The 24,066-nt window shown below is 48.9% G+C and carries 23 protein-coding genes; 13 read left to right on the top strand and 10 right to left on the bottom strand.

Translation table 11 applies throughout. The features are described from left to right. Window positions 1-51 precede the first annotated feature (51 nt). Entirely contained in the window at window positions 52-318 is a 267-nt protein-coding gene (locus tag OIK42_RS05290) for a hypothetical protein (protein WP_273638932.1), read from the top strand. Window positions 319-329: 11 nt separating this feature from the next. Here OIK42_RS05290 and coaE read toward each other — a convergent pair whose 3' ends face one another. From coaE to OIK42_RS05320, 6 genes are all read right to left on the bottom strand, one after another. Beyond that, window positions 330-941, bottom strand: coding sequence for a dephospho-CoA kinase (gene coaE / locus OIK42_RS05295; protein ID WP_273638933.1), 612 nt, complete (start codon window positions 939-941; stop codon window positions 330-332). A gap of 6 nt (window positions 942-947) precedes the next feature. Further along, window positions 948-1,823 carry a prepilin peptidase gene (locus OIK42_RS05300; protein WP_273638934.1) on the bottom strand — a complete coding sequence of 292 codons (876 nt, stop codon included), beginning with the start codon at window positions 1,821-1,823 and terminating at the stop codon, window positions 948-950. A 50-nt stretch (window positions 1,824-1,873) separates the two neighbouring features. After that, the gene (locus OIK42_RS05305) at window positions 1,874-3,091 is read right to left on the bottom strand and encodes a type II secretion system F family protein (protein ID WP_273638935.1); all 1,218 of its coding nucleotides are present in this window, start codon (window positions 3,089-3,091) and stop codon (window positions 1,874-1,876) included. Window positions 3,092-3,158: 67 nt separating this feature from the next. Next, window positions 3,159-3,578, bottom strand: coding sequence for a pilin (locus tag OIK42_RS05310; RefSeq protein WP_273638936.1), 420 nt, complete (start codon window positions 3,576-3,578; stop codon window positions 3,159-3,161). Between the two features lie 231 nt (window positions 3,579-3,809). Then, window positions 3,810-4,670, bottom strand: coding sequence for a carboxylating nicotinate-nucleotide diphosphorylase (gene nadC / locus OIK42_RS05315; protein ID WP_273638937.1), 861 nt, complete (start codon window positions 4,668-4,670; stop codon window positions 3,810-3,812). A gap of 13 nt (window positions 4,671-4,683) precedes the next feature. After that, window positions 4,684-5,202, bottom strand: coding sequence for a retropepsin-like aspartic protease family protein (locus OIK42_RS05320; protein ID WP_273638938.1), 519 nt, complete (start codon window positions 5,200-5,202; stop codon window positions 4,684-4,686). 88 nt (window positions 5,203-5,290) lie between these two features. Here OIK42_RS05320 and ampD point away from each other — a divergent pair, with 88 nt between their 5' ends. The 11 genes from ampD (at window position 5,291) to OIK42_RS05375 (ending at window position 19,028) form a co-directional block, all read left to right on the top strand. Next, window positions 5,291-5,860: a 1,6-anhydro-N-acetylmuramyl-L-alanine amidase AmpD gene (ampD, locus tag OIK42_RS05325; protein ID WP_273638939.1), complete on the top strand. Its 570-nt coding sequence runs from the start codon at window positions 5,291-5,293 to the stop codon at window positions 5,858-5,860. Further along, window positions 5,857-6,717 carry a beta-lactamase regulator AmpE gene (ampE, locus tag OIK42_RS05330; RefSeq protein ID WP_273638940.1) on the top strand — a complete coding sequence of 287 codons (861 nt, stop codon included), beginning with the start codon at window positions 5,857-5,859 and terminating at the stop codon, window positions 6,715-6,717. The genes ampD and ampE overlap by 4 nt, the downstream gene beginning before the upstream one ends. 539 nt (window positions 6,718-7,256) lie before the next feature. Next, the gene (locus OIK42_RS05335) at window positions 7,257-8,009 is read left to right on the top strand and encodes a GntR family transcriptional regulator (RefSeq protein ID WP_273638941.1); all 753 of its coding nucleotides are present in this window, start codon (window positions 7,257-7,259) and stop codon (window positions 8,007-8,009) included. Between the two features lie 176 nt (window positions 8,010-8,185). Continuing rightward, window positions 8,186-10,858 (top strand): pyruvate dehydrogenase (acetyl-transferring), homodimeric type, encoded by a 2,673-nt coding sequence (gene aceE, locus OIK42_RS05340; RefSeq protein WP_273638942.1) that lies wholly within the window; start codon window positions 8,186-8,188, stop codon window positions 10,856-10,858. A gap of 20 nt (window positions 10,859-10,878) precedes the next feature. Further along, the gene (gene aceF / locus OIK42_RS05345) at window positions 10,879-12,873 is read left to right on the top strand and encodes a pyruvate dehydrogenase complex dihydrolipoyllysine-residue acetyltransferase (protein WP_273638943.1); all 1,995 of its coding nucleotides are present in this window, start codon (window positions 10,879-10,881) and stop codon (window positions 12,871-12,873) included. 135 nt (window positions 12,874-13,008) lie between these two features. Continuing rightward, entirely contained in the window at window positions 13,009-14,427 is a 1,419-nt protein-coding gene (gene lpdA, locus OIK42_RS05350) for a dihydrolipoyl dehydrogenase (RefSeq protein ID WP_273638944.1), read from the top strand. 234 nt (window positions 14,428-14,661) lie between these two features. After that, window positions 14,662-15,675: an alpha/beta hydrolase gene (locus OIK42_RS05355; RefSeq protein ID WP_273638945.1), complete on the top strand. Its 1,014-nt coding sequence runs from the start codon at window positions 14,662-14,664 to the stop codon at window positions 15,673-15,675. A gap of 247 nt (window positions 15,676-15,922) precedes the next feature. Then, window positions 15,923-16,633, top strand: a complete 711-nt coding sequence (locus tag OIK42_RS05360; RefSeq protein WP_273638946.1) for an SIMPL domain-containing protein — start codon at window positions 15,923-15,925, stop codon at window positions 16,631-16,633. 65 nt (window positions 16,634-16,698) lie between these two features. Further along, a complete protein-coding gene (locus tag OIK42_RS05365; protein WP_273638947.1) occupies window positions 16,699-16,980 on the top strand; it encodes a DUF1289 domain-containing protein in 282 nt (93 codons plus the stop codon). Window positions 16,981-17,040: 60 nt separating this feature from the next. Further along, window positions 17,041-17,859 (top strand): HDOD domain-containing protein, encoded by an 819-nt coding sequence (locus tag OIK42_RS05370; protein WP_273638948.1) that lies wholly within the window; start codon window positions 17,041-17,043, stop codon window positions 17,857-17,859. A 419-nt stretch (window positions 17,860-18,278) separates the two neighbouring features. Further along, window positions 18,279-19,028, top strand: coding sequence for a DUF481 domain-containing protein (locus tag OIK42_RS05375; protein WP_273638949.1), 750 nt, complete (start codon window positions 18,279-18,281; stop codon window positions 19,026-19,028). Here OIK42_RS05375 and OIK42_RS05380 read toward each other — a convergent pair. Beyond that, a complete protein-coding gene (locus OIK42_RS05380; RefSeq protein WP_273638950.1) occupies window positions 19,013-19,246 on the bottom strand; it encodes a hypothetical protein in 234 nt (77 codons plus the stop codon). The genes OIK42_RS05375 and OIK42_RS05380 overlap by 16 nt on opposite strands. Between OIK42_RS05380 and OIK42_RS05385 the strand changes: the two genes are divergently transcribed. After that, entirely contained in the window at window positions 19,245-19,982 is a 738-nt protein-coding gene (locus OIK42_RS05385; protein ID WP_273638951.1) for a DUF481 domain-containing protein, read from the top strand. The genes OIK42_RS05380 and OIK42_RS05385 overlap by 2 nt on opposite strands. Window positions 19,983-20,115: 133 nt before the next feature. Here OIK42_RS05385 and OIK42_RS05390 read toward each other — a convergent pair whose 3' ends face one another. Genes OIK42_RS05390 through OIK42_RS05400 form a run of 3 tightly spaced genes read right to left on the bottom strand, consistent with a single transcriptional unit; the run spans window position 20,116 to window position 23,348 of the window. Continuing rightward, a complete protein-coding gene (locus OIK42_RS05390; RefSeq protein ID WP_273638952.1) occupies window positions 20,116-21,018 on the bottom strand; it encodes a sugar phosphate isomerase/epimerase family protein in 903 nt (300 codons plus the stop codon). After that, entirely contained in the window at window positions 21,018-22,745 is a 1,728-nt protein-coding gene (locus tag OIK42_RS05395; protein WP_273638953.1) for a GMC oxidoreductase, read from the bottom strand. Before OIK42_RS05395 ends, OIK42_RS05390 begins: the two co-directional genes overlap by 1 nt. Before the next feature lie 15 nt (window positions 22,746-22,760). Further along, window positions 22,761-23,348 (bottom strand): gluconate 2-dehydrogenase subunit 3 family protein, encoded by a 588-nt coding sequence (locus OIK42_RS05400; RefSeq protein ID WP_273638954.1) that lies wholly within the window; start codon window positions 23,346-23,348, stop codon window positions 22,761-22,763. Window positions 23,349-24,066: the final 718 nt, after the last annotated feature.

Consider the following 24,066-nt stretch of genomic DNA (forward strand, 5'->3'; position numbering starts at 1 on the left):
TATCGACAGTCATCATCGCATCAACATCGAGTCAATAGAGCGAGGAAAACTATGACCAACCTGTTTCTACGTCAATCTTTGCAGCAGCGTGAGCACTGTGTTCATCAGTATCAGGAGCTTAAGGAGCTGGGCAAATATTGCCAGGAAGACGCAATCACCGCGTCAAAGTTATTACTTGCAACACCGCTGGGTTTGCTGGGAAGCTTCAGTGCCGGCGCCGTGCAGGGCTGGCACTCAGACGATCCCGAAAAGCGGCACAGAAAGCGTAAAGCGCTGTGGCGATTTGCCCGAATGTGGGTGCAGCAAACGTTGCTCTGAGTGAATTACGCTCACCTGGCGTCAGCTAACGCTATATAGCGCTGGTGGCAGGCTTCTACCTGTTGGCGTGTGAATGCGATATCGCCACTATTATCAATAATGTCATCGGCCGCGTCACGTCGTTCATTGCGGCTAACCTGTGACGCCATAATGCCCTTAATCACTGTTTCGCTGCTACCGTCGCGCCTGAGTGCCCGGCTCAGTTGCAAGGACTCAGAGCAATCCACTACGGCAATACGGTCTACCATGTGCTGCAGGTTATTCTCCAGTAACAGCGGCACCGCCAGAATAGCATAAGGCGCTGTCACAGCGTTTATCTGTGCTTGCATGGCAGTGCGAATGAGCGGATGCAGGCAACTGTTGAGCCATTGCTTTTCGCTGTCGTTGGTAAATACGCGCTGGCGCAGGGCGCTGCGATCGAGTTGACCCTCTGCGGTAAGTACGTCAGGACCAAAATGTGCGGCAATGGCTGCCAGTCCTGTCGAGCCGGGCGCCACTACCTGGCGGGCAATCACATCGGCGTCAATAATCGGCACGCCGAAGCTTGCGAAGGTGTCGCTGACCAGCGTTTTGCCCGAACCTATACCACCGGTTAAGCCCACAATTAAAGCCTTGTCAGCCACCGTGACTTACCCCATTATCCAGTTAAAGTAGGCGGTGGTGATGGTGTCCTGATACATCAGGGTCAGCCAGCCCGCAATGGCCAGATAGGGGCCAAAAGGTATCGCCATATCTTTGCCCTGTTTTTGGCGAAGCATAATAACGATACCGAATACGGCACCAACGAAAGAGGACAGCAGGATAATCATCAGTAATCCCTGCCAGCCAGTAAAGGCGCCCAGCGCCGCAAGTAGCTTAAAATCCCCATAGCCCATGCCTTCTTTGCCGGTCAGCAGTTTAAATGCCCAGTAAATGCTCCACAAAATCAGATAGCCGATTGCAGCACCAAGAATCGCGTCGGCAGGGGCGACAAATACAGGGTAAATGCTCGCCAGTAAGCCTATCCATAACAGCGGCAGGGTTAACTGGTCGGGCAGTATCATTTTATCCAAATCAATAAAGGTCATCGCCACCAGCAACCAGGTAAGTACGATACCTACAAACGCTTCAGGTGATGGCCCGAAATGAGCTGCTATCCACACACTCAGCAACGCTGTAAGTAACTCGACGACCGGGTAGCGAAAGGATATTGATGTTTTACACTGGCTGCACTGCCCGCCGAGTAGCGCGTAACTAATCAGCGGGATATTTTCCCAAAAACGAATTTTATGGCCGCAGCCGGGACAGGTGCTGTCGGGCTTAACCAGGTCGAAGCGTTCCGTATGCACGGGTGGTTCATCGGGTGAAAAGTAGCTTTGGTATTCGCGCTGCCAGTCGCGCTCCATCATGACGGGAAGTCGGTAGATCACAACGTTTAAAAAACTTCCCACCATTAAACTGACAATACCTACGAGGGTATAAAAAAACCATGGTTGGGAAAGGCAAAGATCAATGACAGATTGCATGGCTGTTCTTTTAAATTAAACCTGTTTTCAGAATAACAGGTTAGGTTTATTTACACTACCATACCCATTTGGAATATTGGCAGGTACATTGCCACGATCAGGCCACCAATAACGACACCCAGCACCGCCATAATCATAGGCTCCAGCAGGCTGGTAAGGCCGTCAACCATATCGTCGACTTCTGCTTCGTAGATGGTTGCAATTTTACTGAGCATCTCATCGACCGCGCCCGACTCTTCGCCAATGGCAATCATTTGCGTCACCATGTCCGGAAACACACTGGTACTGCGCATGGCCGTATTCATCTGAATACCACCGGCAACTTCTTTACGGATAAACAAAATAGCATCGCGGTAAACGGCGTTACCAGAAGCGCCTGCGGCAGATTCCAACGCTCCAATCAACGGCACGCCGGCAGCGAATGTAGTGGCCAGGGTTCGCGTAAAACGGGCAATGGCGGCTTTTTTGAGTATTTCGCCAATGACAGGCACTTTTAACAACCGGGCATCAATTCGGTCACGCAAATCTTTTGAGCGGGCATACCATTGCTTAAACAAAAAGCCTGCGACACCCATGCCGGCAAATAAGAATACGCCGTAATCCTGAACAAATTTGGATATGGCCAAAACAAACTGGGTAAATGCCGGGAGTTCCGCGCCAAAGCTCGAAAAAATCTCTTCAAACTGAGGGACCACAAACACCAGCAGCACCGTGGTGACTATAAAGGCGACAACCACCACAGCAATGGGATAAAACATCGCCTTTTTAATTTTTGACTTAAGCGCTTCGGCCTTCTCTTTGTATACGGCAATACGATCGTAAATGGTTTCCAGCGCGCCTGATTGCTCACCGGTCTCTACCAAATCGCAGTACAGGTCATCAAAGTGTTTTGGGTGCTTGCGCAGTGCCGTTGACAGTTGATTACCGGCTTTTACCTCATCACCAATTTGGCTAAGCACTTTGCGGGCTTCTGCTTTTGAATGACCTTTGGCCAACATATCAATGGTTTGGATGAGGGTTACACCGGCACCGAGCATCGTCGCCATTTGGCGGGTTATTACACTGATATCGGCGGCATTGAGCTTTTCGCTGCCCCGACCGAATAAAGGCTTGGCGAGTTTTCTGACTTTGGTGGCCGAAATGCCGCGCCGACGCAGCAGGTTCTTTGCTTCCTGCACAGATCTGGCGCTGGTTTCGCCTTTAATCGTCTGGCCTCGTTGGTTCTTACCTTGCCAGGTGTAGGTAGTTAGCGCCTGTTGTTTAGCCATTGCCGATTTCCTTCACTCAGAATGCAAAAAGCCCAGCAGGGACTGGGCTTTTGTTACCGTTATCGAATTAGCACAGTGTTGCGTCTGAGCAAGATTCTGTCCAGGTAACCACGCCGTTAGCGAAGCCAGCGGTAAGTGTATAAGTTTCAGTACCTGCCAGGCCACCAGTGTTAGCTGCTGTGGCAACCAGAGCGCCTGTAGCGGCATCCCAGGTTACAGATGATACCAGCGCACTTGGGTTAGTCAGGTTAGCCGGCACTCCGTTAGAACCAGCAGTACAAGAGGCCAGAGCGCCTTCAGTCTGGGCACATACTTCTATCGCTGTTTTGTGCGCCTGAGTAGCCATTACTACTTCTGAGAAACGCGCTTTCTTGGTGTAGTTTTGGTAAGCAGGTAGCGCTACCGCTGCCAAAATACCGATGATCGCAACAACGATCATCAATTCAATTAAGGTAAAACCTTTGTTGTTTGATTTGATAGAGTTCATGATTATATCTCCGGGCCGCAAAAGCAGTTAAATTAGTTGTGTTCTATAAAGTTTAGAGTTTATACCTGAGCCGTCGTCACTACGTCCCCGGTACCTGATTCTCAGTATAGAACCAACCGGTGAACTGACAAGTATCGACAAACATACGCAAGTGTATAAATCAGCCACATTACGGCATACGGCTAACTACGTACCTCTGACTAAGCGTTTCCAATCAACCTGTTGGGTTTGCTACAGATTAATGCGTAACGACAAATCAATTGCTTTGATATGCTTAGTCAGTGCCCCTGAAGAAATATAATCTACGCCTAATTGTGCCAGCGAAGTTAGTCGCTCAGAGGTAATGTTACCTGACACTTCCAGTTTACAGCGTTTTGCATTAATACTAACTGCGCGTTGGATCTGTTCGTTGCTAAAATTATCCAGCATCACAATATCGGCACCGGCCACAATGGCTTGTTGTAGTTCATCAAGGTTTTCAACCTCGACTTCCACTGGCTTACCGGGGGCCAGTTGTTTGGCTGCACTGACAGCCGAAGCGATGCCGCCGCAGGCCATGATGTGATTTTCCTTAATTAAGAATGCATCGAACAAACCAATACGGTGGTTTTTACCGCCGCCACAAGCCACCGCATATTTTTGCGCAAGGCGTAATCCGGGTAAGGTTTTACGCGTATCGAGAATGCGGGTGGGCGAGCCAGCCAGCAGGCTCACGTAAAAAGCGGTTTCGGTCGCCGTGGCCGACAGTAACTGTAAAAAGTTTAAGGCGGTGCGCTCGGCCGTTAACAAGGATCTGGCGGAACCAGAAAGACTGACCAGCACCGTATCAGCAGTAATTTTATCACCATCTTCGACATGCCAGTGCTGGGTTAAACTGGCATCCACCAGACTAAACGCGGCTTTGGCCCAGGCCACTCCGCACACCACGCAATCTTCGCGGGTAATAATGGTTGCGTCGGCCTGTTGTTCGGCTGGGATGAGGTTAGCGGTAATGTCGGCACTGATGTCTACATTGCCGCCGAGATCTTCGGCTAACGCGAGGTTGATTTGTTGAATAATATCTTGTTGTGGGGGCAGAGATTGTTGGCTCACAGTAATGCTTCTTTTATAAGGTACGTAAGATGAGGGTCTTGCCTCGTTGGGTGAATTCTAACTGTTTTAGGGCGCTCATACCCAGCAAAATATGATCGCTTTGCATGCCGGGATTAATGTTGGCGTCTACATTATATAAGGTAATGGCGCCAATACCGAGCTTAGCGATTTCTGTCTGGTATATCCGCACCGTACCATTGGCGGTTGAGGCGAGACCAGAGCGGCCACGTTGCAGGCCAAGCTCATCGGCCAGATGCGCCGGTACAGCGACGCTGGTCGCACCGGTGTCGACCAGAAAAACAACGGGTTGTTCGTTGATCGTGCCACTGACCACATAATGGCCCTGACGGTTTTGTTCGAGGCGTATTTCGACTTGCTCACCCGAGCGCAGGCTGACAGGCGCCTGGTTGGGATTCACCTGTTGTTCCAGCAAATCACCAAAAATGATGACCAGCAGGCCAAATAAACACGCCCAGGCTAATACAAACATCCATTTGGCGGTAGAGCGGGTGTCAGTTGAAGGTTCAGTCATTTATCGCCCGGTTAATTTATATTGTGATTCGCTAACTTCGCTGTCACACTATTCTAATGAATTAATTGTAAAATTCATTATGAAAGGCATGATCAGTTCTTCTTATATATATCGCGATGCCATCGTAAAAACATCGCCGTTTTATGATGTGCGGCCCGATGAACAGGATGTTTCGTTACTCGTGGTGCATAATATTTCGCTACCACCTGGCGAGTTTGGTACGGCCGGTGTGGAACAATTGTTCACTGGTACCCTTGATCCCGATGAACATCCGTTTTACGCCGACATAGCCCATTTGCGCGTGTCGGCCCATTGCGTTATTCGCAGAGACGGTGTTATTGAGCAGTATGTGCCCTTCAACTGCCGTGCATGGCATGCCGGTATTTCGAGCTTTCAGGGCCGCAGCAAATGTAATGATTATGCCATTGGCATCGAAATGGAAGGCACCGACGAGACAGCCTATACCAAGGCTCAATACGCCAGTCTGATTACCTTGAGTGAAGCCATCATAAAGTGCTATCCGCACATTACGCTGGGCAGAATAGTTGGCCACAATGACATTGCGCCGGGCCGTAAAACTGATCCAGGCATTGCTTTTAACTGGCCTGGTTTTCGCCAGGCGCTGAGTGAACGAATTTATAAAGGGACACAACGATGATATTGATCAGTTTACTGCTGGTGCTGGCGCTGGAAAGAGCGTTGCATAAACAACCGGTATGGCATATCGAAACTCACTTAAGCAATTACCTTAGCTGGGCCGGGGAGCAACACTGGATTAGCCGGCAAACACCAACGGTACAGTTGGTCATACAAATAGCATTACCCGTCATCATTACCTATGCGATCGCGCAGTGGCTATTTGGCGGTTTTATTAGCTTTATACTGCAAAGCGTAATGTTATTTTTATGTTTGGGTAGCGAAAAGCTGCGCGCAACCTATCGCTCATTTTTACAGGCTGCAGAGCGCGGCGATAAAGAGGCGTGCTACTTATACACCGAACAACTGGGGCACTGTACTCAACTGGATATTGAGGAAGGGACTACCACTCAGGGCAAAAGCTTTGGTCAGCATTTGTTGTGGTTAAACTATCAGCATTACGCCGCGGTTATTATTTTCTTTACGGTGTTTGGTGCCGCTGGCGCTATGTTGTATGTCACCAGCCGAGAGTGTTTTCGTACCTGGTGCGAAAACGACAATGAACAAAGCCGGGCGCTGGCAAAGTGGCAGCATGTTCTTGATTATGTACCGGTACGCATTACAGCGTTTGGGTTGTTACTGGTGGGGCATTTCTCACGCGCCCTGCCGGTATGGTTAACCTATCTTACCCACCCGGGCATTGCCAACGAAAAAGTGCTTACCGAGGTGGCATCAAATGCTGAAGACGTGGTTCTTACCGAAGCACAACAGGCCGATCCGTCGTGTGAACCCAAAGCGATGGTGACGCTGGCTAAACGCAATATCATGTTACTCCTTTCTTTAATCGCTATTCTTACCATGCTGGGTGTTGTTAACTAGCTAGACCTGCAGGGCTGTTTCGCGATTAAAATGCTTTCATTTAGACCAAAATTCGTACATCAAACGTCAACATACCCCGGGTACTGATCTCTTTACGATTGCTTGCGTAGCAACCTAAGGCAGTTCAGTACCTTAGGTTGCAAAAACCGGCACCAACCGACGTTGTTAGTAGGCGAAAAAAGAGCAGCCCAGGGCGCACTGCAGGCGACTCGTTTGGTGGGCAATCAGATGCGCTTTCAGGCTGATTGGTAATAAAGAGAACAAATGTAAAACACGGATTTAGCGTACGTTACTGGCGATAAATCAGACTCCTGATATGGCGCTGAGAAGCTGGTGCGACCAGTTAATAAAATCAAATATTTGTTAAATATTTCAAAACATAAGGTGTTTGTAAAAGAAACATTATAAAACATCGACTATGTTTACTATTTACCTCGCTGATAATCTGCTCTACACTAATTAGATAGGTAAAATGGTAATACCAATTAGTGGCTTAGCGCCATTTTGTTTACAAAATCAGCGGAGTATTGACTCGTTCCATGCAATCCGGTCGCAGAAAATTAGCCGATGTGATAACCGAGCAACTGGAGTCGATGATACTCGACGGCAGCTTGCTGGCGGGTCAACGCATGCCACCGGAACGGGAGTTAGCGGAGCAGTTCCAGGTATCGCGCCCGTCGTTGCGGGAAGCCATCGGAAACTTGCAGGCGCGCGGGTTGGTTGAGCGTAAACAGGGCGGCGGCACCTTTGTAAGCCGGCAGTTAAACTCGGCAATGACAGACCCTTTGATGGCGCTGATAAGCGGCCGTCCAGAGACCCAGTTTGATTTGTTGGAATTTCGCCATGCATTAGAAGGAATGGCTGCTTACTACGCAGCACTGCGTGGCCAACCCGAAGATTACGCGGCGCTGCGCGAAGCGCTCGAATGTATGCCGCGGCCAAACCGAACAGAATCAAAACGTGAGCAGGCCGAATGCCTGGGGCGTTTTTATGTGATCATGGCACGCGCCTCACACAATATGGTGCTGTTACATGTTATGAGCACCATGCAAACGATGCTGGTCGACAATATTGAGCGAAACCTGGAAATGCTGGCGTTGCATGCCAGTGAAGAATCCGGCGACGATATTGCACGACAGCGCAGAGAAATTGTTGAAGCCATTATCAGCCGTGACCCGGAAGTAGCACGTCAGGCCTGTAATGCGCACCTTGCTTACATTGAAAAAACTTTGTTAGCAATAAATCAGCGAGACAGTCGCGTGCAACGAGCGTTGCGCCGACTGGAAATTTAAGAACGCGTAGCTGTGCTGAACATTATTATACAGCATAGTTGGGTAAGTATTACAAAACGGGCATGGGCAGCAGTTTCGCCACATGTCAGATAATTGTTAGTATTTCATCCGCCATATAGCCGTTGGTTGTATAGAGTGTGGATGTATTTCTATATCAGTAACTATAGGATGGCACCATGAGTGATATGATGCACCAAGATGTTGACCCGCAGGAAACCCAGGAATGGATCGATTCATTAGAGTCGGTTCTTGAAGCAGAAGGGGTAGAACGCGCGCACTTTTTGTTAGAGTCTCTTATTGAGAAAGCCCGCCGCAACGGTGCGCACTTGCCGTACGACGCTACCACTGCCTACATCAATACAATCCCGCCAGGCCAGGAGCCTACCATGCCGGGAGATCAAACGATTGAAGGCAGCATCCGTAATGCGTTGCGTTGGAACGCCCTGATGATGGTGTTACGCGCATCGAAAAAAGATCTGGAGCTGGGCGGTCACATTTCGAGTTTTGCCTCGTCTGCCATGCTATATGATGTGGGTTTCAACCACTTCTTCAAAGCGCCGAACGACAAAGACGGCGGTGACTTTATTATGTATCAGGGCCACGTGTCGCCGGGTATTTACTCGCGCGCCTACATCGAAGGCCGTTTGACAGAAGACCAGCTGGATATGTTCCGTCAGGAAGTAGACGGCAAAGGCCTGTCATCGTACCCGCATCCTAAGTTGATGCCTGAATTCTGGCAATTCCCAACGGTATCGATGGGCTTAGGTCCAATGCAGGCAATTTACCAGGCACGATTCTTAAAATACCTCACTAACCGTGGCTTAAAAGATTGTTCTGATCAGCGCGTGTGGTGTTTCTTAGGTGACGGTGAGATTGATGAGCCGGAAAGCTTGGGCGCCATCGGTTTAGCGTCTCGCGAAGGACTCGATAACCTGACTTTTGTTGTAAACTGTAACCTGCAGCGCCTTGACGGGCCTGTTCGTGGTAACGGCAAGATCATTCAGGAACTGGAAGGCACCTTCCGCGGCGCAGGCTGGGAAGTGATCAAGGTTATCTGGGGTCGCTACTGGGATCCGCTGTTGGCCCGTGATACCTCGGGTAAACTGCTGCAAGTGATGAACGAAACCGTTGACGGTGAGTATCAGAACTACAAGGCCAAAGGCGGTAATTACACCCGCGAAAACTTCTTCGGCAAATACCCGGAACTCAAAGAAATGGTGTCAAATATGTCTGATGAAGACATTTGGCGCTTAAACCGCGGTGGTCATGATCCGGTGAAAGTGTATGCTGCTTACGATCGCGCCGTAAACACCAAAGGCCGTCCACAGGTTATCCTGGCGAAAACCGTTAAAGGTTATGGTATGGGTGCAGCCGGTGAAGGTAAGAACATTGCCCACCAGGTGAAGAAAATGGATATGGAAGCGGTTAAACATTACCGTGACCGTTTTAATATCCCGGTATCAGACGAAGCACTGAAAGATCTACCGTATTACAAGTTCGAAGAAGACAGCACGGAGATGAAATATCTGCGTGAGCGCCGTGAAGCACTGAAAGGCTACATGCCGCGCCGTCTGCCGAAGTCTACCGAAGATTTACCAGCACCGCCAATGAAAGCGTTTGATGCGGTAACCAAAGGCTCCGGCGATCGCGAAATTTCAACCACCATGGCATTTGTTCGCGTACTGACCGCCTTGTTGAAAGACAAGCAAATTGGTAAGCGTATTGTGCCAATTATTCCGGATGAAGCCCGTACCTTCGGTATGGAAGGCTTGTTCCGTCAGGTGGGTATTTACTCAAGCCAGGGGCAGAAGTACGAGCCGCAGGATTCCGATCAGGTAGCTTACTACCGTGAAGATCAGAAAGGTCAGGTACTGCAGGAAGGTATCAACGAGCTGGGCGCCATGTCTTCATGGTTGTCGGCGGGTACCTCTTACAGCACCAACGATCTGCAGATGGTACCGTTCTACATTTACTACTCTATGTTTGGTTTCCAGCGTGTGGGCGATCTGGCCTGGGCCGCTGGTGACAGCCAGACTCGTGGTTTCTTAGTGGGCGGCACAGCCGGACGTACAACGCTGAACGGTGAAGGTTTGCAGCACCAGGATGGCCACAGCCATACACAGGCAGCGCTTATCCCTAACTGTGTCAGCTACGATCCAACCTACGGCTACGAAGTGGCAGTAGTGGTGCAGGATGGTTTGCGACGGATGGTTGAAGAGCAGGAAGACGTGTTCTATTACATCACCGTCATGAACGAGAACTACAAGCAGCCAGCCATGCCTGAAGGCGTTGAAGAAGGCATTATCAAAGGTATCTACAAACTGGACACCGTTGGTCATGGCAATGCCAAGAAAAAGGTCAAACTGCTCGGTTGCGGAACCATTTTAGAACAGGTTCGTGCCGCGGCGACCAAGCTGCATGATGACTACGGCGTAGCCGTAGAAGTGTACAGTGTACCGTCGTTCAATGAACTGGCCCGCGATGGTCAGGATTGTGACCGTTACAACATGTTGCATCCTGAGAGCGATACCAAAGTACCGTACATCACAAAAGTCCTTAGCGATGGTTTTGACGGTCCAACGATTACGGCAACCGACTACATTAAAAACTACGGTGAGCAGGTACGTGCATATGTACCGGGTGCATACCGTGTGCTGGGTACCGACGGTTTTGGTCGTTCAGACAGCCGGGCAAATCTGCGTCGTCACTTTGAGGTGGATGCTGAATACGTGACCTTTGCGGCACTGTATGAGTTGTTCAAGCAAGGTGATTTAGACGGTAAGACACTGAATAAAGCCATGCAGGATCTGGGTATTGACCCGGACAAAATTAACCCGCTGTACGCATAAGCTCAGGGAGACTGCAAACGATGTCAGACATTAAAGACGTATTAGTACCGGATTTAGGTGAAGATGAAGTTGAAGTCATTGAACTGTGCGTATCACCAGGCGATTCGGTAGAAGCCGAAGACGCCCTGGTTACAGTTGAAAGTGACAAGGCCAGCATGGACGTACCGGCTCCTTTTGCCGGTACGGTAAAAGAGCTGTGCGTAAAAGTGGGTGACAAAATCAGCCACAAAGACCTGCTTGCCAAGCTGGAAGTTGCCGGTGATGGCGATGATGACGCGCCTGCCGAAGAAGCACCTGCGGCTGAAGAGACTTCAGCCAAACAGGAAGAAGCTCCGGCCCGGGAAGAAAAGCAAGACACAGCACCTGCTGCCAGTAACAGTGGCGGCGGCAGTGAAACCATTGAGGTGACAGTGCCGGATATCGGCGATGCGGCCGATGTGGATGTCATTGAAATATTGGTCAGCGTAGGCGATACGGTAGAAGCCGAAGATGGCCTTATTACCCTTGAGACTGATAAAGCCACCATGGACGTGCCGAGCCCTAAAGCCGGTAAAGTGGTTGAACTGAAAGTAAAAGAAGGTGACAAGGTAAGCGAAGGCTCACTGGTATTGCTTCTTGAAGTCGCTGGCTCTGGCAGCTCAGACAGTGCGCCGGCTGAGAAAGCGGAGTCAGCCCCTGCGGCTGAGTCGTCACCTGCGGCTGAAGAGCCTGCCGGTGAAGAAGAAATTGAAGTCACCGTACCGGACATTGGTGATGCATCGGATGTCGATGTTATTGAAATTCTGGTTGCAGAAGGTGACAAGGTTGCCGTTGAAGACGGCCTTATTACCCTTGAAACCGATAAAGCCACTATGGATGTGCCGTCACCTAAAGAAGGTGTGGTCACCAAAATGCTGGTTAAGTCGGGCGATAAAGTCTCTAAAGGCGACAAGGTGTGTATGCTTAAAGTGGCCGGTGCGGCCAAACCTGCTGCCAAGTCTGAGCCCAAAAAAGAAGAGAGCAAACCTGCAGCCGAGGCGAGCAAGCCTGCTGAGCCTAAAAAGGCACCGGTACCGCATCATCCGTCGGCGGGCTCTAAGCCTAAAACAGGTAAAGTGCATGCCTCGCCATCGGTGCGTCGTGTCGCTCGCGAGTTCGGTGTTGACCTGACAGAAGTTGAGGGCAGCGGGCCGAAAAACCGGATCCTTAAAGAAGACGTGCAAAACTACGTGAAGGAAGAACTGTCACGGCCGCGTACTGCACCGGCAGCAGCTGGTGGTAGCGGTGGTGGCCTGCAGGTGCTGGCACAACCTAAAGTAGACTTTGCTAAGTTTGGTGAAATTGAAGAAAAACCACTAACGCGCATCCAGAAGATTTCAGGGCCTAACCTGCATCGTAACTGGGTTACGATTCCTCATGTAACGCAGTTCGAAGAAGCCGATATTACCGATCTGGAAGCGTTCCGCAAAGAGCAGAATGCCATCGCTGAAAAGCGTAAGCTGGGCATTAAGATTACCCCGCTTGTGTTTATGCTTAAGGCGGCGGCTGATGCGCTGCGCGCCTACCCAATCTTTAATACTTCACTGGGTGAGTCAGGCGATACGCTGATCCAGAAAAAGTATATCCATATTGGTATTGCGGTTGATACTCCCGGAGGCCTTGTCGTACCGGTGGTGCGCGATGTCGATAAGAAGGGCATTCACGAGCTGTCAGAAGAGTTAATGGAAATCAGTAAAAAAGCCCGTGACGGTAAGCTTAAGGCCGCTGACATGCAGGGCAGCTGTTTTACAATTTCCAGCCTGGGTGGCATTGGCGGTACCGCGTTTACACCAATTGTAAATGCGCCGGATGTGGCTATCCTTGGGGTATCGAAATCTGACATGAAACCCAAGTGGAACGGTAAAGAGTTTGAACCTCGACTGACCGTCCCGTTATCGCTGTCATACGACCATCGTGTTATTGACGGCGCGGTCGCAGCAAGGTTTGCTGTACACTTGAAGTCAGTACTGGAAGATTTACGCCAGTTGATTTTGTAAATCACGCATCGCCCCGCCGCTGGTGGGGCGAATAGTTTACTGAATTCCTCACTTTACCTTTACTGCTCAAAAGCAGCTGGTTAGAATTCAGATACTTATAAATATATCGATGAACAGGACAGATTTGAGGTCACGATGAGCGAAATTAAAACGCAGTTAGTGGTATTAGGCGCTGGTCCCGGCGGTTATTCAGCAGCCTTCCGTGCAGCTGATATGGGAGTTGAAACGATTCTGGTTGACGCCAGAGAAACCCTTGGTGGCGTGTGCTTGAACGTAGGATGTATTCCTTCAAAAGCCCTGCTGCATGTAGCGAAAGTGATGAAAGAAGCCAAACACCTGTCGAGTCACGGTGTGTCTTTTGGTGAGCCTGAAATCGATTTAGACAAAATCCGCGCTTACAAAGACGGCGTGGTAGGTCAGTTAACCAAAGGGTTAGCGGGCATGTCGAAAATGCGTAAAGTTAAGCACGTACAGGGTTACGGTAAATTTACCGGCGCCAACACTCTGGAAGTGGAAGGTAAAGACGGTAAAACCACCATTACTTTTGACAACGCAATTATTGCTGCCGGTTCTGAACCGGTATCACTGCCGTTCATTCCGGAAGACGACCGCGTAATCGACTCAACCGGCGCGCTGGAAATGAAAGACATTCCCAAGAAAATGCTGGTACTCGGTGGTGGTATTATCGGTCTCGAAATGGGCACAGTGTATGAAGCCCTGGGTTCCAAGGTTGATGTGGTCGAGTTCCTTGATCAACTTATCCCGGCCGCTGACAAAGACATCATGAAAGTTTTCATGAAGTCGTATAAAGACAAATTTAATGTGATGCTTGAAACCAAGGTCACCAACGTCGAAGCCAAAGACGACGGCTTGTATGTTACTTTTGAAGGCAAAAATGCGCCTGCTGAACCGGTATGCTACGACAAAGTGCTGGTAGCGGTTGGTCGTAAGCCAAATGGCGGACTGGTTGCTGCGGATAAAGCCGGCGTTAAGGTAGACGAGCGTGGTTTCATTTCTGTTGATAAGCAAATGAAAACCAACGTGGGCCATATCTACGCCATTGGCGACCTGGTTGGTCAGCCTATGCTGGCACACAAAGCCGTACACGAAGGCCATGTAGCAGCTGAAAACATCGCGGGTAAGAAACACTTCTTCGACCCACGTTGCATTCCATCTGTAGCCTACACTGAGCCAGAAGTTGCCTGGGTTGGTTTAACCGAGAAAGAAGCCAAAGAGCAGGGCGTTAGTTACGAAACTGCGACCTTCCCGTGGGCTGCTTCAGGCCGTGCGATTGCCTCTGATGCTACCGACGGTATGACCAAAATGATCTTCGACAAAGACTCAGGCCGGGTGATCGGTGGTGCCATGGTTGGTACTAACGCTGGCGAGATGTTGGGCGAAATTGGCCTGGCAATCGAGATGGGTGCTGACGCAGAAGACGTGGCGCTGACCATTCATGCTCACCCTACGCTGAATGAGTCGATTGGTCTGGCATCAGAAATCTTCGAAGGAACCATCACTGATATGCCAAACCCCAAGGCAAAGAAAAAGTAACCCGGCACGCTCGGCGTGTTGAGGTCACCGGGCGTTGATAGCCCGGCGCTGATAAAAGGCTGTCTCTGTTGAGGCAGCCTTTTTTGTTGGGAGAGTCTTAAGGTGAGTGCTTTATTTGCTCTGCTCGCAATAGCCCTCTGTTCCGCGGTAGTTGCAAATGAAACCCCAGCAGGTTAATTTTTAGTTAACAATGCACATTTAGCCTGCCAGCACACAAAAAGGACGCCATAGCCGATGAAGTTAGTACCATTACTGATCGCAGTGTGTCTGGCCTGCGTGGCGTTTTTCAGTACTGCCCACAGCGATAGCAATAAGGCCCCCGATCCTCAGGCGCCATTAACTGTGCGCACCAATGTTACCCTGACCGCCGACCATGAATTGCAGGCAGGGGTGCCAGCGGGTAAATTAACCGGCCCTTTTGAGTTTAAGAGCCAAATCTTTGCCGGCACAAGCCGGCGTTACTGGATCTTTGTACCGGACCAATATACCCCCGAGGAGCCTGCCAGCCTGCTGGTGTTTCAGGATGGCCAGCGCGCGACCAATCCCAATGGATCTTTGCGTATCCAAACGGTGATGGCCAACCTCATTGCACAACAGGCCATGCCCGTTACCATCGGGTTATTTATTACGCCTGGCAATTTGTCGGTGCAGTATCCCGATGATTTGGGCTGGAGCAATCCTGATCACCGCTGGCAGGAGTATGATGTGGTCAGCGATGCTTACGTGCGCTTTTTGATTGATGAGATCATTCCGGAAGTGGCGTCCCAATATCATTTAACCAGCGATCCGCGGCAGCGCGCTATTGGCGGCACCAGCAGTGGCGCGATAGCGGCCTTCACTGCCGCCTGGTTCCGGCCTGATTATTTTCGCAAGGTTTACAGTGCAATAGGCAGCTTTGTATCGATTGGTTTTCGACCGGGTGAGTATAGCCAGCAGAACGGTCAGCAGAACGCGCTGCAGTACGGTGGTCAGAGTTATCCGGCATTAATTCGTCGTGAGCCGATCCGGCCATTACGTATTTTTATGCAGGACGGCATTCATGATCTCGATAACGAATGGGGCAATTGGTTTTTAGCCAACCAGCAAATGGCCGCGGCATTCAAATATGCTAATCGTCACGCCGACAATACGGGTGTAGCGGGGCCGCGTTATGTATTAAAAACCGTATGGACCGACGGTGAACACAACGACGCTCACCCGGGGGCGCTGCTACCAGAAGCCTTGCGCTGGCTATGGGCCGAACACTAAACGTTTTGTTTGCAGAGATAGTGTTTAATACCATGCTCCAGCCCATCGTTTAAACTGAGTGGCGTGATTGTAGTTGCGGTATATCGCAGAGCAGCAACTCTCCCCCCGCAACTACAGTAAGCAGTTATGCTCGATGAAAGACCTGATTGATCGCGACTTTGCCATGATTTTGCCATGACTTCTTTCTATAGTGCTTGGCTCGATAAATAGTTTTCCCAACATCATTTTTGCAACAAAGGAACACACAATGAAACGATCATCGGCTTCTATACTGGCTGCGGGTATGATTTTAGGTCTGGCGATATTAGGCGGGCTGGGCGGCAATGCAATCATTGCCGCTAAACAATGGGAACGCTCTGTGCTGGTAAAAGGCCTGTCGGAGCGGGAGTATGTTGCTGATCAGGTTATCTGGCCGATTCAGTTTGTTGAAGCGGATAACCAATTAACATCGCTGTACAAGACAATGGCCAGCAACAGCGAAAAAGTAAAACAATACTTAATTGAGCAGGGGATTAGCGAGGATGCAATCAGTATTGGTTTACCTGAGGTCACTGATAAACTGGCCCAGCAGTATGGCAATACCAATGGCGTTAAGTTTCGCTATAGCGGCATACAAACGGTTACGGTGTACTCTTCACAAGTCATGCAAGTACGTGGTGTGATGCAAAATTTAACCGCTTTACTGGCCCAGGGTGTGGCACTGAATACCAACAATTATAATGCCCGTACTGAGTTTATTTTTACGCGCCTTAACGACGTAAAACCTGAAATGATCGAAGAGGCAACCCTCAATGCCCGGGAGGTAGCCGAAAAGTTCGCCGCCGACTCAAACAGTCAGCTGGGTAAAATTAAACGCGCAAATCAGGGGCAGTTTTCGATTTTTGACAGAGACAGCCAGCACCCCCATATAAAAAAAGTACGGGTGGTTTCTACTATCGAATATACACTGGCTGATTGAATTCTATACTTTAATATCGAACAGCCATGCTAAACTTACGTTATTAATAGTTTTCTAATATATCTATGGCAGATGATAAACAGCCTTCGCAATTAGAGCTCTTTACTGTACCCAGCCCTTGTATCGGGCTGTGTGAGAGTGGTGCAAAAGGTTACTGCAAGGGCTGTTTTCGCTCCCGTGAAGAGCGACTGTATTGGTTGCAGGTAGACGATGTCACACGACGGATTATTTTAGACGCGTGCAAACGGCGTAAGCGGTATCATAACCGACGTCAGGCAAAAGAAACTGCGTCGGTTGATGCGCTGTCACTGCAGCAGGACCTGTTTAACCCCAGTACAAAAGGTTAGCCGGTCTGCTTTTGCTATGCGGATGTTTAAAAGTTAGCACTAAAGATAAGTCAAAAATTAATGAAGCAATATATTCAATACGCTACTAAATCTTTCACGTTACCCGATATTTGTACGCGATTACGCGGGGTACTTGATGATCCGCGTTCTGATGCGGAAGATATCGCCAACCTGATCAGTGTCGACCCTTCAATGACGGCGAAGTTACTCAGATTAGCCAATAGCTCACTTTTCCGCTTTCCTTCTCAAATAGAGTCCATAACAAAAGCGGTCAGTATTATTGGTGGCGAAGCCTTATACAACCTGGTGATCGCCGAAACTGCCAATATCGCGTTTAAACATTTCGATAACGAATGTCTTAGTTTAGATAAACACTGGGAACAATCCGTTTATACCGGCATGGTGGCTAAGTATCTTGCCAGGGAAATGAACTTGCGCGGCAGCGATCGCTTCTTTGTGATGGGGATATTGCAAAATTTAAGCGAACTGGTGATTGCCAAACATGAGCCGGCTAAATATCAGCAATACAGTAAAGATGATAATCCGCTACCGCCATGGGAGCGGCAAATTTCCCACTTTGGTTTTTACTTCAGCGAATGCAGTGGCGCCATCATGGAGCACTGGCAACTGCCAATGCCGCTGTTTTACCCCGTGAAGCATGCACACAATAAGGCTAAATTGGCTAGCGACTTAGACGTGTCTTTGTTAACCTGTGCAATAAGGCTTGCGACCTTTCATTATCAGCGGGAGCAGTATCCGGGGCTGGATATTATCTCGCCAGATATGACCAGGTTGATGCCTTTAGAAGAAGAAGTGCTGCATAACGCCATTCTGTTCGCACAGAAGGAAACTAATAAGGTGTCAATGTCGGTGTTGTAGTGCTCCGGGCCTGTTGATTGTTGCTGTGCGCTGTTGAGTCCGCCGCCGGCAATTGTGGGTCGTTTAGGCAAGGCGCCGGTTTACAGGTCCATGGACTCAATCGAAAACAGCCAAGGCAGTATAAATGATGCAGTGGCGCTCGCTTAGTGGCGCTCACTTAGTGGCGCTCACTTTGAGGCGCTGTCCGAAGAGGTCGTCATGAAAGCGTTTTATTCTTTGTTACAGCTTCTTTGACTCACAATCACTGGTTGTGCAGCGCTGTACCGGGGTTAATGTGCTTTCATTTAGACCCAAATTTGCAAACCAAGGGGTTACAGGCCCTGGGTAGTTGAACAAAAAATATAAATTACACTTCCATGATGCACCGTTTATTAATCTGTATAGCGACCGTCGTCCTTGCGCTGTGCACGGGCTCAGTAGTGGCTGCCGATAAAGATCTTATTCGCACACTCTACCATGCTGACTTTTTGGATTATGACGACGAAATTGAAGACACCTTCTCTCTTGATGGTGAGCTGGGGGTTATTTTTGCAACCGGCAATACCAATGCCACGTCAATCAAAAGCAGTCTGCAGGGCGAACTGGAAACTCAACAGTTTCTGAGTCAGTTTTGGGTAGAGTTTTTGTATAAAGAAACCGAAGTGGATACCGAGTCCGGTACCGACGACCAAACTACTGCTCAGCGCTTATATACCTACATGCAATCAGACTACAAACTGAACCAGGATAACCGGCGATTGTTTGTGTACGCCGATTACGAAGACGATCGGTTTAATGGTTATGACTACCGCTCGTCGGTTGCTGGCGGTTGGTCGCAGCAAGTATGGAAAAACGAAATCAGTAACTTCCGCTTTAGTCTCGGTCCTGGTTATAGCTTTGCTAAACTCAATAATGGCGAGCGCGCCGATGATATTGATGGGTTTATTGTACGTGCTTCCGCCGAGTACCATTACAAATGGCCAACCGGGGCCAGGATGCGTCAGTTTGTTAGTACCGAGGCCGGTGGTGATAACATTAAATCCAGAACTGAAACGTCGCTCAGTGCCAACCTGTTTGAATCCTTAGCACTCAAGCTGTCGTTTATCCTCCAGCATAATAGCGATCCGGCTGGCTCCGCACCTTCGCTTAACAGTGAGTCTTCGGTCACTATTGTCTATCGTTTTTTCTGAACATTCATGCCCTGCAGAATTGATTTTGCGCTGATATGATTTAATATAGCGCCTTGTTGAGCGGCTTTATGTTTGGCGTTTAAAAGACTAAAAGGCGGGGCGGGATAAGCCATTAACGCCCCCGTGTTGATAGACATAGTAAACGCTAAAGATAAACTCGCTAAACCGGCACCGAGGGGAATGCTGGTTATCAGGACATTCAATATTAGGACTTTCATGAATAAACTACTTCTTGCCGTTGCTGGTGCCTGCTTAGCAACTGGCGCCATCGCTCAGGATCAACCGAAATCATTTACAATGGATGGTGAGTTTGGCCTTATTGTTACCACGGGTAACACTGAAACCTCGTCAGCCACGGCGGGTATTACGGCCCAACAAGAGTTGGACTCCTGGAGTAACGACTATCAAATCGAAGGCCTGTACAAGCAGGAAACCGTTGAGCAAAACGGCGAAGAAGTCGAACGTACATCGGCGCAAAAGTTTTTCGCCTCGGCGCAGGGTAACTACAAGCTAAACAATCCGGATCACCGTTTGTTCGTGTTCAGCTCGTACGAAGATGATCGCCAGAGTAACTTTGATTACCAGGCAACGCTTGCCGGCGGTTGGTCTCAAAAGCTATGGAAAACAGATAAAACAGCCTTCGAATACAGTGTCGGTCCTGGTTATGCCTGGTCTGAGACCCAGGAAGGCGAGGACACCAGTAGTTTCATTGTCCGTGGCTCAGCGGCTTACAAGTGGTTTATCTCCGATACGGCTAAATTCACCCAGACTGTCAGTACCGAGGTGGGTTCCGAAAATACCAAATCACGTGCTGAGTCAGCGTTAACTGCTACTATCAGCGGCTCATTATCCATGAAGTTGTCGATTCGACTGGATCACAACAGCAAGGTTGCGCCTGGTATAGAGAAACTCGACACCGAATCTGCCGTCACCCTGGTATATAACTTCTTCTAAGTCATTTCGCTATCCCGATCGCTATTGCCGTCATCCCTGATAAGTATACTAAAAATCCGGGATAACGGCAGAGCCGGTGTAATCCCATACTCAGTGAGTATGGGATCTATGTTTATCTTTATGTGGAACAGTATTACTGACTGATTATGGTGTCGAAGCCGGCTTTAGATTCGGCCACGGCTTCCATTGGTGTCATGCCATTTGGGTATACTTCCTGTTCAATGACAATCCATTCTGCGCCGCCATCATTGACGGTTGCCTGGTAAATAGCCGACCAGCTAATGTTGTCCTGGCCAATGATCGGGATATAGTCACTGTCTTCGGCAACATCTGATTTAAAGTGCGTAGTCAGGGTGCGGCCCGGATAGTTTTGCACAAACGCAATGGGATCTTGTCCGGCATTAATCGTCCAGCCTACGTCCTGTTGCAGGATCACCGACTCCGGTGTGTGCTCAGCAATATACTCTAAAAAGCTGCTGTCACCGTAGTCTGCCCATTCCTGAGCATGATTGTGAAAGCCAACCTGCATGCCCAGGGGCGCCAGTTTGACTGATAGTGTGGTGAGATCGTCTGCAAACGCTTGTACATCATCTTTGCTAAATGCGCGATCTTCCCACGGAACAATTAACGCTGAGATACCTAACGCCTGGTAAAAAGCGACGGTTTTGTCAAAGTCTTCATCCAACTGATTAAAGGGCACATGTGCACCACTGGCAGTCAGGCCAACTGATGCCAGATAAGCTTTAAGACCTTGTGGATCCTGGGCATAGGGGCCAAAGTCGCCAGCAAACTCAACGCCATCAAAGCCGAGCCCGGCTAATTTGCTAAGCGTGCCTTTAAAGTCGGCTTTTAGGGCATCTTTTACAGACCACAATTGCACGCTTATTTGCGGGGCCGCGGCTTGTTGAATCGCTGTGTCGCCACTTTGTGAGGTCGTCGGACTGGTAGTCTCTGGCGCACTGCATCCCGAGGCGAGTGCTGCCAGTGCCAGAGAAGCACTCATGAATAGTGGTTTAGCTTTAAGTGTCAATGTCATTATAGTCGTCCTGCTTTTACTTCTTTTACAGCATAATCCACCGCGCGGGCGGTGATAGCCATAAATGTGAGTGAAGGGTTACCTACACCTGTTGAACAGAAGCTTGCGCCATCGGTTACAAACAAATTAGGTACATCGTGAGCCTGATTATAGCCGTTAAGCACGGAGTCTTTAGGATCCCGTCCCATTCTGGCAGTACCCACTTCGTGAATAGCAAGCCCTGGCGGCTGACCAAGTACTTGTCGTTTTATGTTGTGGTACCCGGCTTTTTTCATCATCCGCTCTGCCGTGTCCAGGGCACCTTCTACCATTGCATTTTCATTATCCGACCATTCACAGTTGAAGTGAAGTTGTGGAATGCCCCATTTGTCTTTTTTAGTGCTGTGAAGCGAGATTTGGTTGTCGCGGTTAGGCAGCATTTCGCCTTGCCCCTGCAAGCCAATACCCCAGGGACCAGGATTATGCATTAACGTTTTAAAATCTTCGCCAAAGCCATCCATGGTACCCATAGACTGCCAGTCAGAACGCGACGCAGTGCCGGCCAGCGCATAACCCCGCTTAAAGTTTTTATGATAACGTCCCGGCTCGTAATGGAAGTTTGGAATATATAAAGAAGCCGGTCGACGGCCAGAATAATACTCGTCTTCGTAACCATCGATGCTGGCGGTTACCAGTGCGTTATAGTTGTGATCCATCAGATAGTGGCCGAGCACACCGGAACTATTGGCAATACCATTCGGAAAACGGCGTGACTTGCTGTTCATCATAATCTGCGTGCTGCCTAAGGTCGAAGCACATAAGAATACAATTTTGCCAAAATATTCGCGTTGCTGAAGAGTATCGTTATCAATGACGCGTACACCTTTAACACGCTTGGTGTTGTCATCATAAATAAGACTTTCAACCACGCTGTTGGGGGCTATATAAAGATTTCCGGTGCGGGCGGCAGCTGGCAGGGTGGCACTTTGAGTAGAGAAATACGCACCAAACGAGCAGCCTTTCTGGCATTCGTTTCTGGCCATACAGCGCATGCGGCCTAAATCAACCTGGATTTTTTCTGGCTGGGTAAGATGGGCGCAACGGCTGATAATGACTGGTTTGTCAGGCTCAAGCGCCTTCATTTTGGCTGTGAAGTCGATTTCTGGTTTGGTCATTTCAAACGGCGGCTGAAAGATACTGTCAGGCAACTGGGGCAGGTTTTCGGCGGTGCCGCTAATACCAACAAACTTTTCGACGTACTCGTACCAAGGAGCGAGGTCGTTGTAACGGATCGGCCAGTCGTTACCGTGCCCATCGGCCTTGTTAGCCTCAAAGTCAAACTCACTCATGCGGTAAGACTGGCGGTGCCACAATAACGACTTTCCACCTAATTGATTGGCACGGATCCAGCTAAAGTTGGTGCCTTTTTCTGTACTGTAAGGGTAGTCTCTGTCGTTACCAAAAAAGTGTTTGGTACCGTCGTGAAAAGCGTAGCACTGCTTTTGGATTTTGTACTCATCTTCTATCAGGTTATGGGCTACTTTGGTACGATTCTCATACTCCCACGGTGGGCGAGCCTCGCTGATATAGTCTTTACGGTGCTCAACGACCCGGCCACGTTCTATCATTAAGGTTTTAAAGCCTTTTTCTGTGAGCTCTTTGGCTGCCCAGCCGCCAGTGATCCCCGAACCTATTACAATAGCGTCATAGATTTCAGATGATTCGTCGATGTAGGTTTCTTTGTTCATATTACGATACCAAAATTAATAATAGGCTTTTGAGCTGTACGCACTGCCCACTTTAGAAAGTGCTACGGAGCCCTTGAATTCACCGGGTACGGCAAGATAGGTAAGTTCTTTGGTCGCGCCGGGCAGTGAGGTGTAATAACCAAACACGATGAGGCCTTTAATTTGTTTAAAAGCGTCTTTGTCCTGGCGCGTAAACGGCCCGGATGCCGCTTCCAGATCGGTGAGCAACTTTATTTGTATGTCGGGCGAAAGGTTTTCGAAGGGGGCGTCACCATATTGGTCGCCAGCCGCGGAAATCTTCTTAAGTATGGCGACTGCCTCATCCTGCACAGTGCGGGGAAAAACCACTCGTAACTGATGATCAATAAAATGATGGCAGTTTACATCTGCGGCACCCGGTGTAGAGGTTGCCGGAATGGTAAGCTGGCAAATCTGGCGCAGTGCTTCAAGTTGCGACGTAGAAAATAATCTGCCTGTGGTATTGTTCTGAGCTGCATTAAACGTTGCGGAGGACGCTATAGATGGCGCAGACAATAGTGTACTGGCCACTGCGCTACCTGCGACAGTAGAAATGACTTTTAAAAGTTGTCTTCTGTTTATCATGTGCATGTGCTTTCTGTTAGCGATAGTAAAAAAAGCCGGTTGCCAACTGGCCAATGTGTAAATGGAATTAACATTTTGCATTACAATAACGGTTTGTGTAACCGGTTTCAATTGGTAGCTTTGAAATAATTTTATACGCTATGTATGCTTGAGTTACTTTAATAGTTTCTGTTTTTTTCACTCGAAAACGTTTTAAATTATTGATATTTAATTAATTAATGTTTTTTGTTGCCTTGGTTGGCGCTGTGTAAACCTTCGATTACCGCTCTCTGTTTGTAAATTGATTTCGGGCGATTTTGTTAAATTTATCATCGTTTATAGACGTTTATCGTTTTCATAATGTAAAAGCCGCCTTGCACATCCGCTTTATGCTTCATTTTTAAGCGATAAAAATAGCTAATATGATAACCGGTTACATTAAGTTGAATACGCCATTATGTATTTCGTCGATATAAAACGGCGTTTCGTCTCCGCTGCTCACATTCTGTTAACCGTATGTTCATTAATAAATGAGATAGCTTAATGATATGTTATATAAGGATTAATTTCGTTTTTTTGATATTGTTTTAAAGGCTTCATGGTGCTCGGTGCGATCATTTTTCTGTAAATGGATTGTTATTGAAAAGTACTTTGTTGTGTATTACATTGCGCATCTTTGAAAACGGTTACATTCGGGTTGGCGCATTCTGGATAGCCAGCAGAAAGGTTGCCGAGACAA

The sequence above is a fragment of the Alteromonas gilva genome, from assembly GCF_028595265.1.
Lineage (GTDB): Bacteria > Pseudomonadota > Gammaproteobacteria > Enterobacterales > Alteromonadaceae > Alteromonas > Alteromonas gilva.

Coding starts and splice junctions, on each gene's coding strand:
- OIK42_RS05320 (WP_273638938.1), bottom strand. CDS start 5,202: ATGACTGAACCTTCAACTGACACCCGCTCTACCGCCAAATGGATGTTT.
- OIK42_RS05390 (WP_273638952.1), bottom strand. CDS start 21,018: ATGACATTGACACTTAAAGCTAAACCACTATTCATGAGTGCTTCTCTG.
- OIK42_RS05310 (WP_273638936.1), bottom strand. CDS start 3,578: ATGAACTCTATCAAATCAAACAACAAAGGTTTTACCTTAATTGAATTG.
- ampD (WP_273638939.1), top strand. CDS start 5,291: ATGATCAGTTCTTCTTATATATATCGCGATGCCATCGTAAAAACATCG.
- lpdA (WP_273638944.1), top strand. CDS start 13,009: ATGAGCGAAATTAAAACGCAGTTAGTGGTATTAGGCGCTGGTCCCGGC.
- ampE (WP_273638940.1), top strand. CDS start 5,857: ATGATATTGATCAGTTTACTGCTGGTGCTGGCGCTGGAAAGAGCGTTG.
- OIK42_RS05300 (WP_273638934.1), bottom strand. CDS start 1,823: ATGCAATCTGTCATTGATCTTTGCCTTTCCCAACCATGGTTTTTTTAT.
- OIK42_RS05380 (WP_273638950.1), bottom strand. CDS start 19,246: ATGAAAGTCCTAATATTGAATGTCCTGATAACCAGCATTCCCCTCGGT.
- OIK42_RS05400 (WP_273638954.1), bottom strand. CDS start 23,348: ATGATAAACAGAAGACAACTTTTAAAAGTCATTTCTACTGTCGCAGGT.
- aceF (WP_273638943.1), top strand. CDS start 10,879: ATGTCAGACATTAAAGACGTATTAGTACCGGATTTAGGTGAAGATGAA.
- OIK42_RS05370 (WP_273638948.1), top strand. CDS start 17,041: ATGAAGCAATATATTCAATACGCTACTAAATCTTTCACGTTACCCGAT.
- OIK42_RS05355 (WP_273638945.1), top strand. CDS start 14,662: ATGAAGTTAGTACCATTACTGATCGCAGTGTGTCTGGCCTGCGTGGCG.
- OIK42_RS05385 (WP_273638951.1), top strand. CDS start 19,245: ATGAATAAACTACTTCTTGCCGTTGCTGGTGCCTGCTTAGCAACTGGC.
- OIK42_RS05290 (WP_273638932.1), top strand. CDS start 52: ATGACCAACCTGTTTCTACGTCAATCTTTGCAGCAGCGTGAGCACTGT.
- OIK42_RS05305 (WP_273638935.1), bottom strand. CDS start 3,091: ATGGCTAAACAACAGGCGCTAACTACCTACACCTGGCAAGGTAAGAAC.
- OIK42_RS05360 (WP_273638946.1), top strand. CDS start 15,923: ATGAAACGATCATCGGCTTCTATACTGGCTGCGGGTATGATTTTAGGT.
- OIK42_RS05335 (WP_273638941.1), top strand. CDS start 7,257: ATGCAATCCGGTCGCAGAAAATTAGCCGATGTGATAACCGAGCAACTG.
- OIK42_RS05395 (WP_273638953.1), bottom strand. CDS start 22,745: ATGAACAAAGAAACCTACATCGACGAATCATCTGAAATCTATGACGCT.
- OIK42_RS05365 (WP_273638947.1), top strand. CDS start 16,699: ATGGCAGATGATAAACAGCCTTCGCAATTAGAGCTCTTTACTGTACCC.
- aceE (WP_273638942.1), top strand. CDS start 8,186: ATGAGTGATATGATGCACCAAGATGTTGACCCGCAGGAAACCCAGGAA.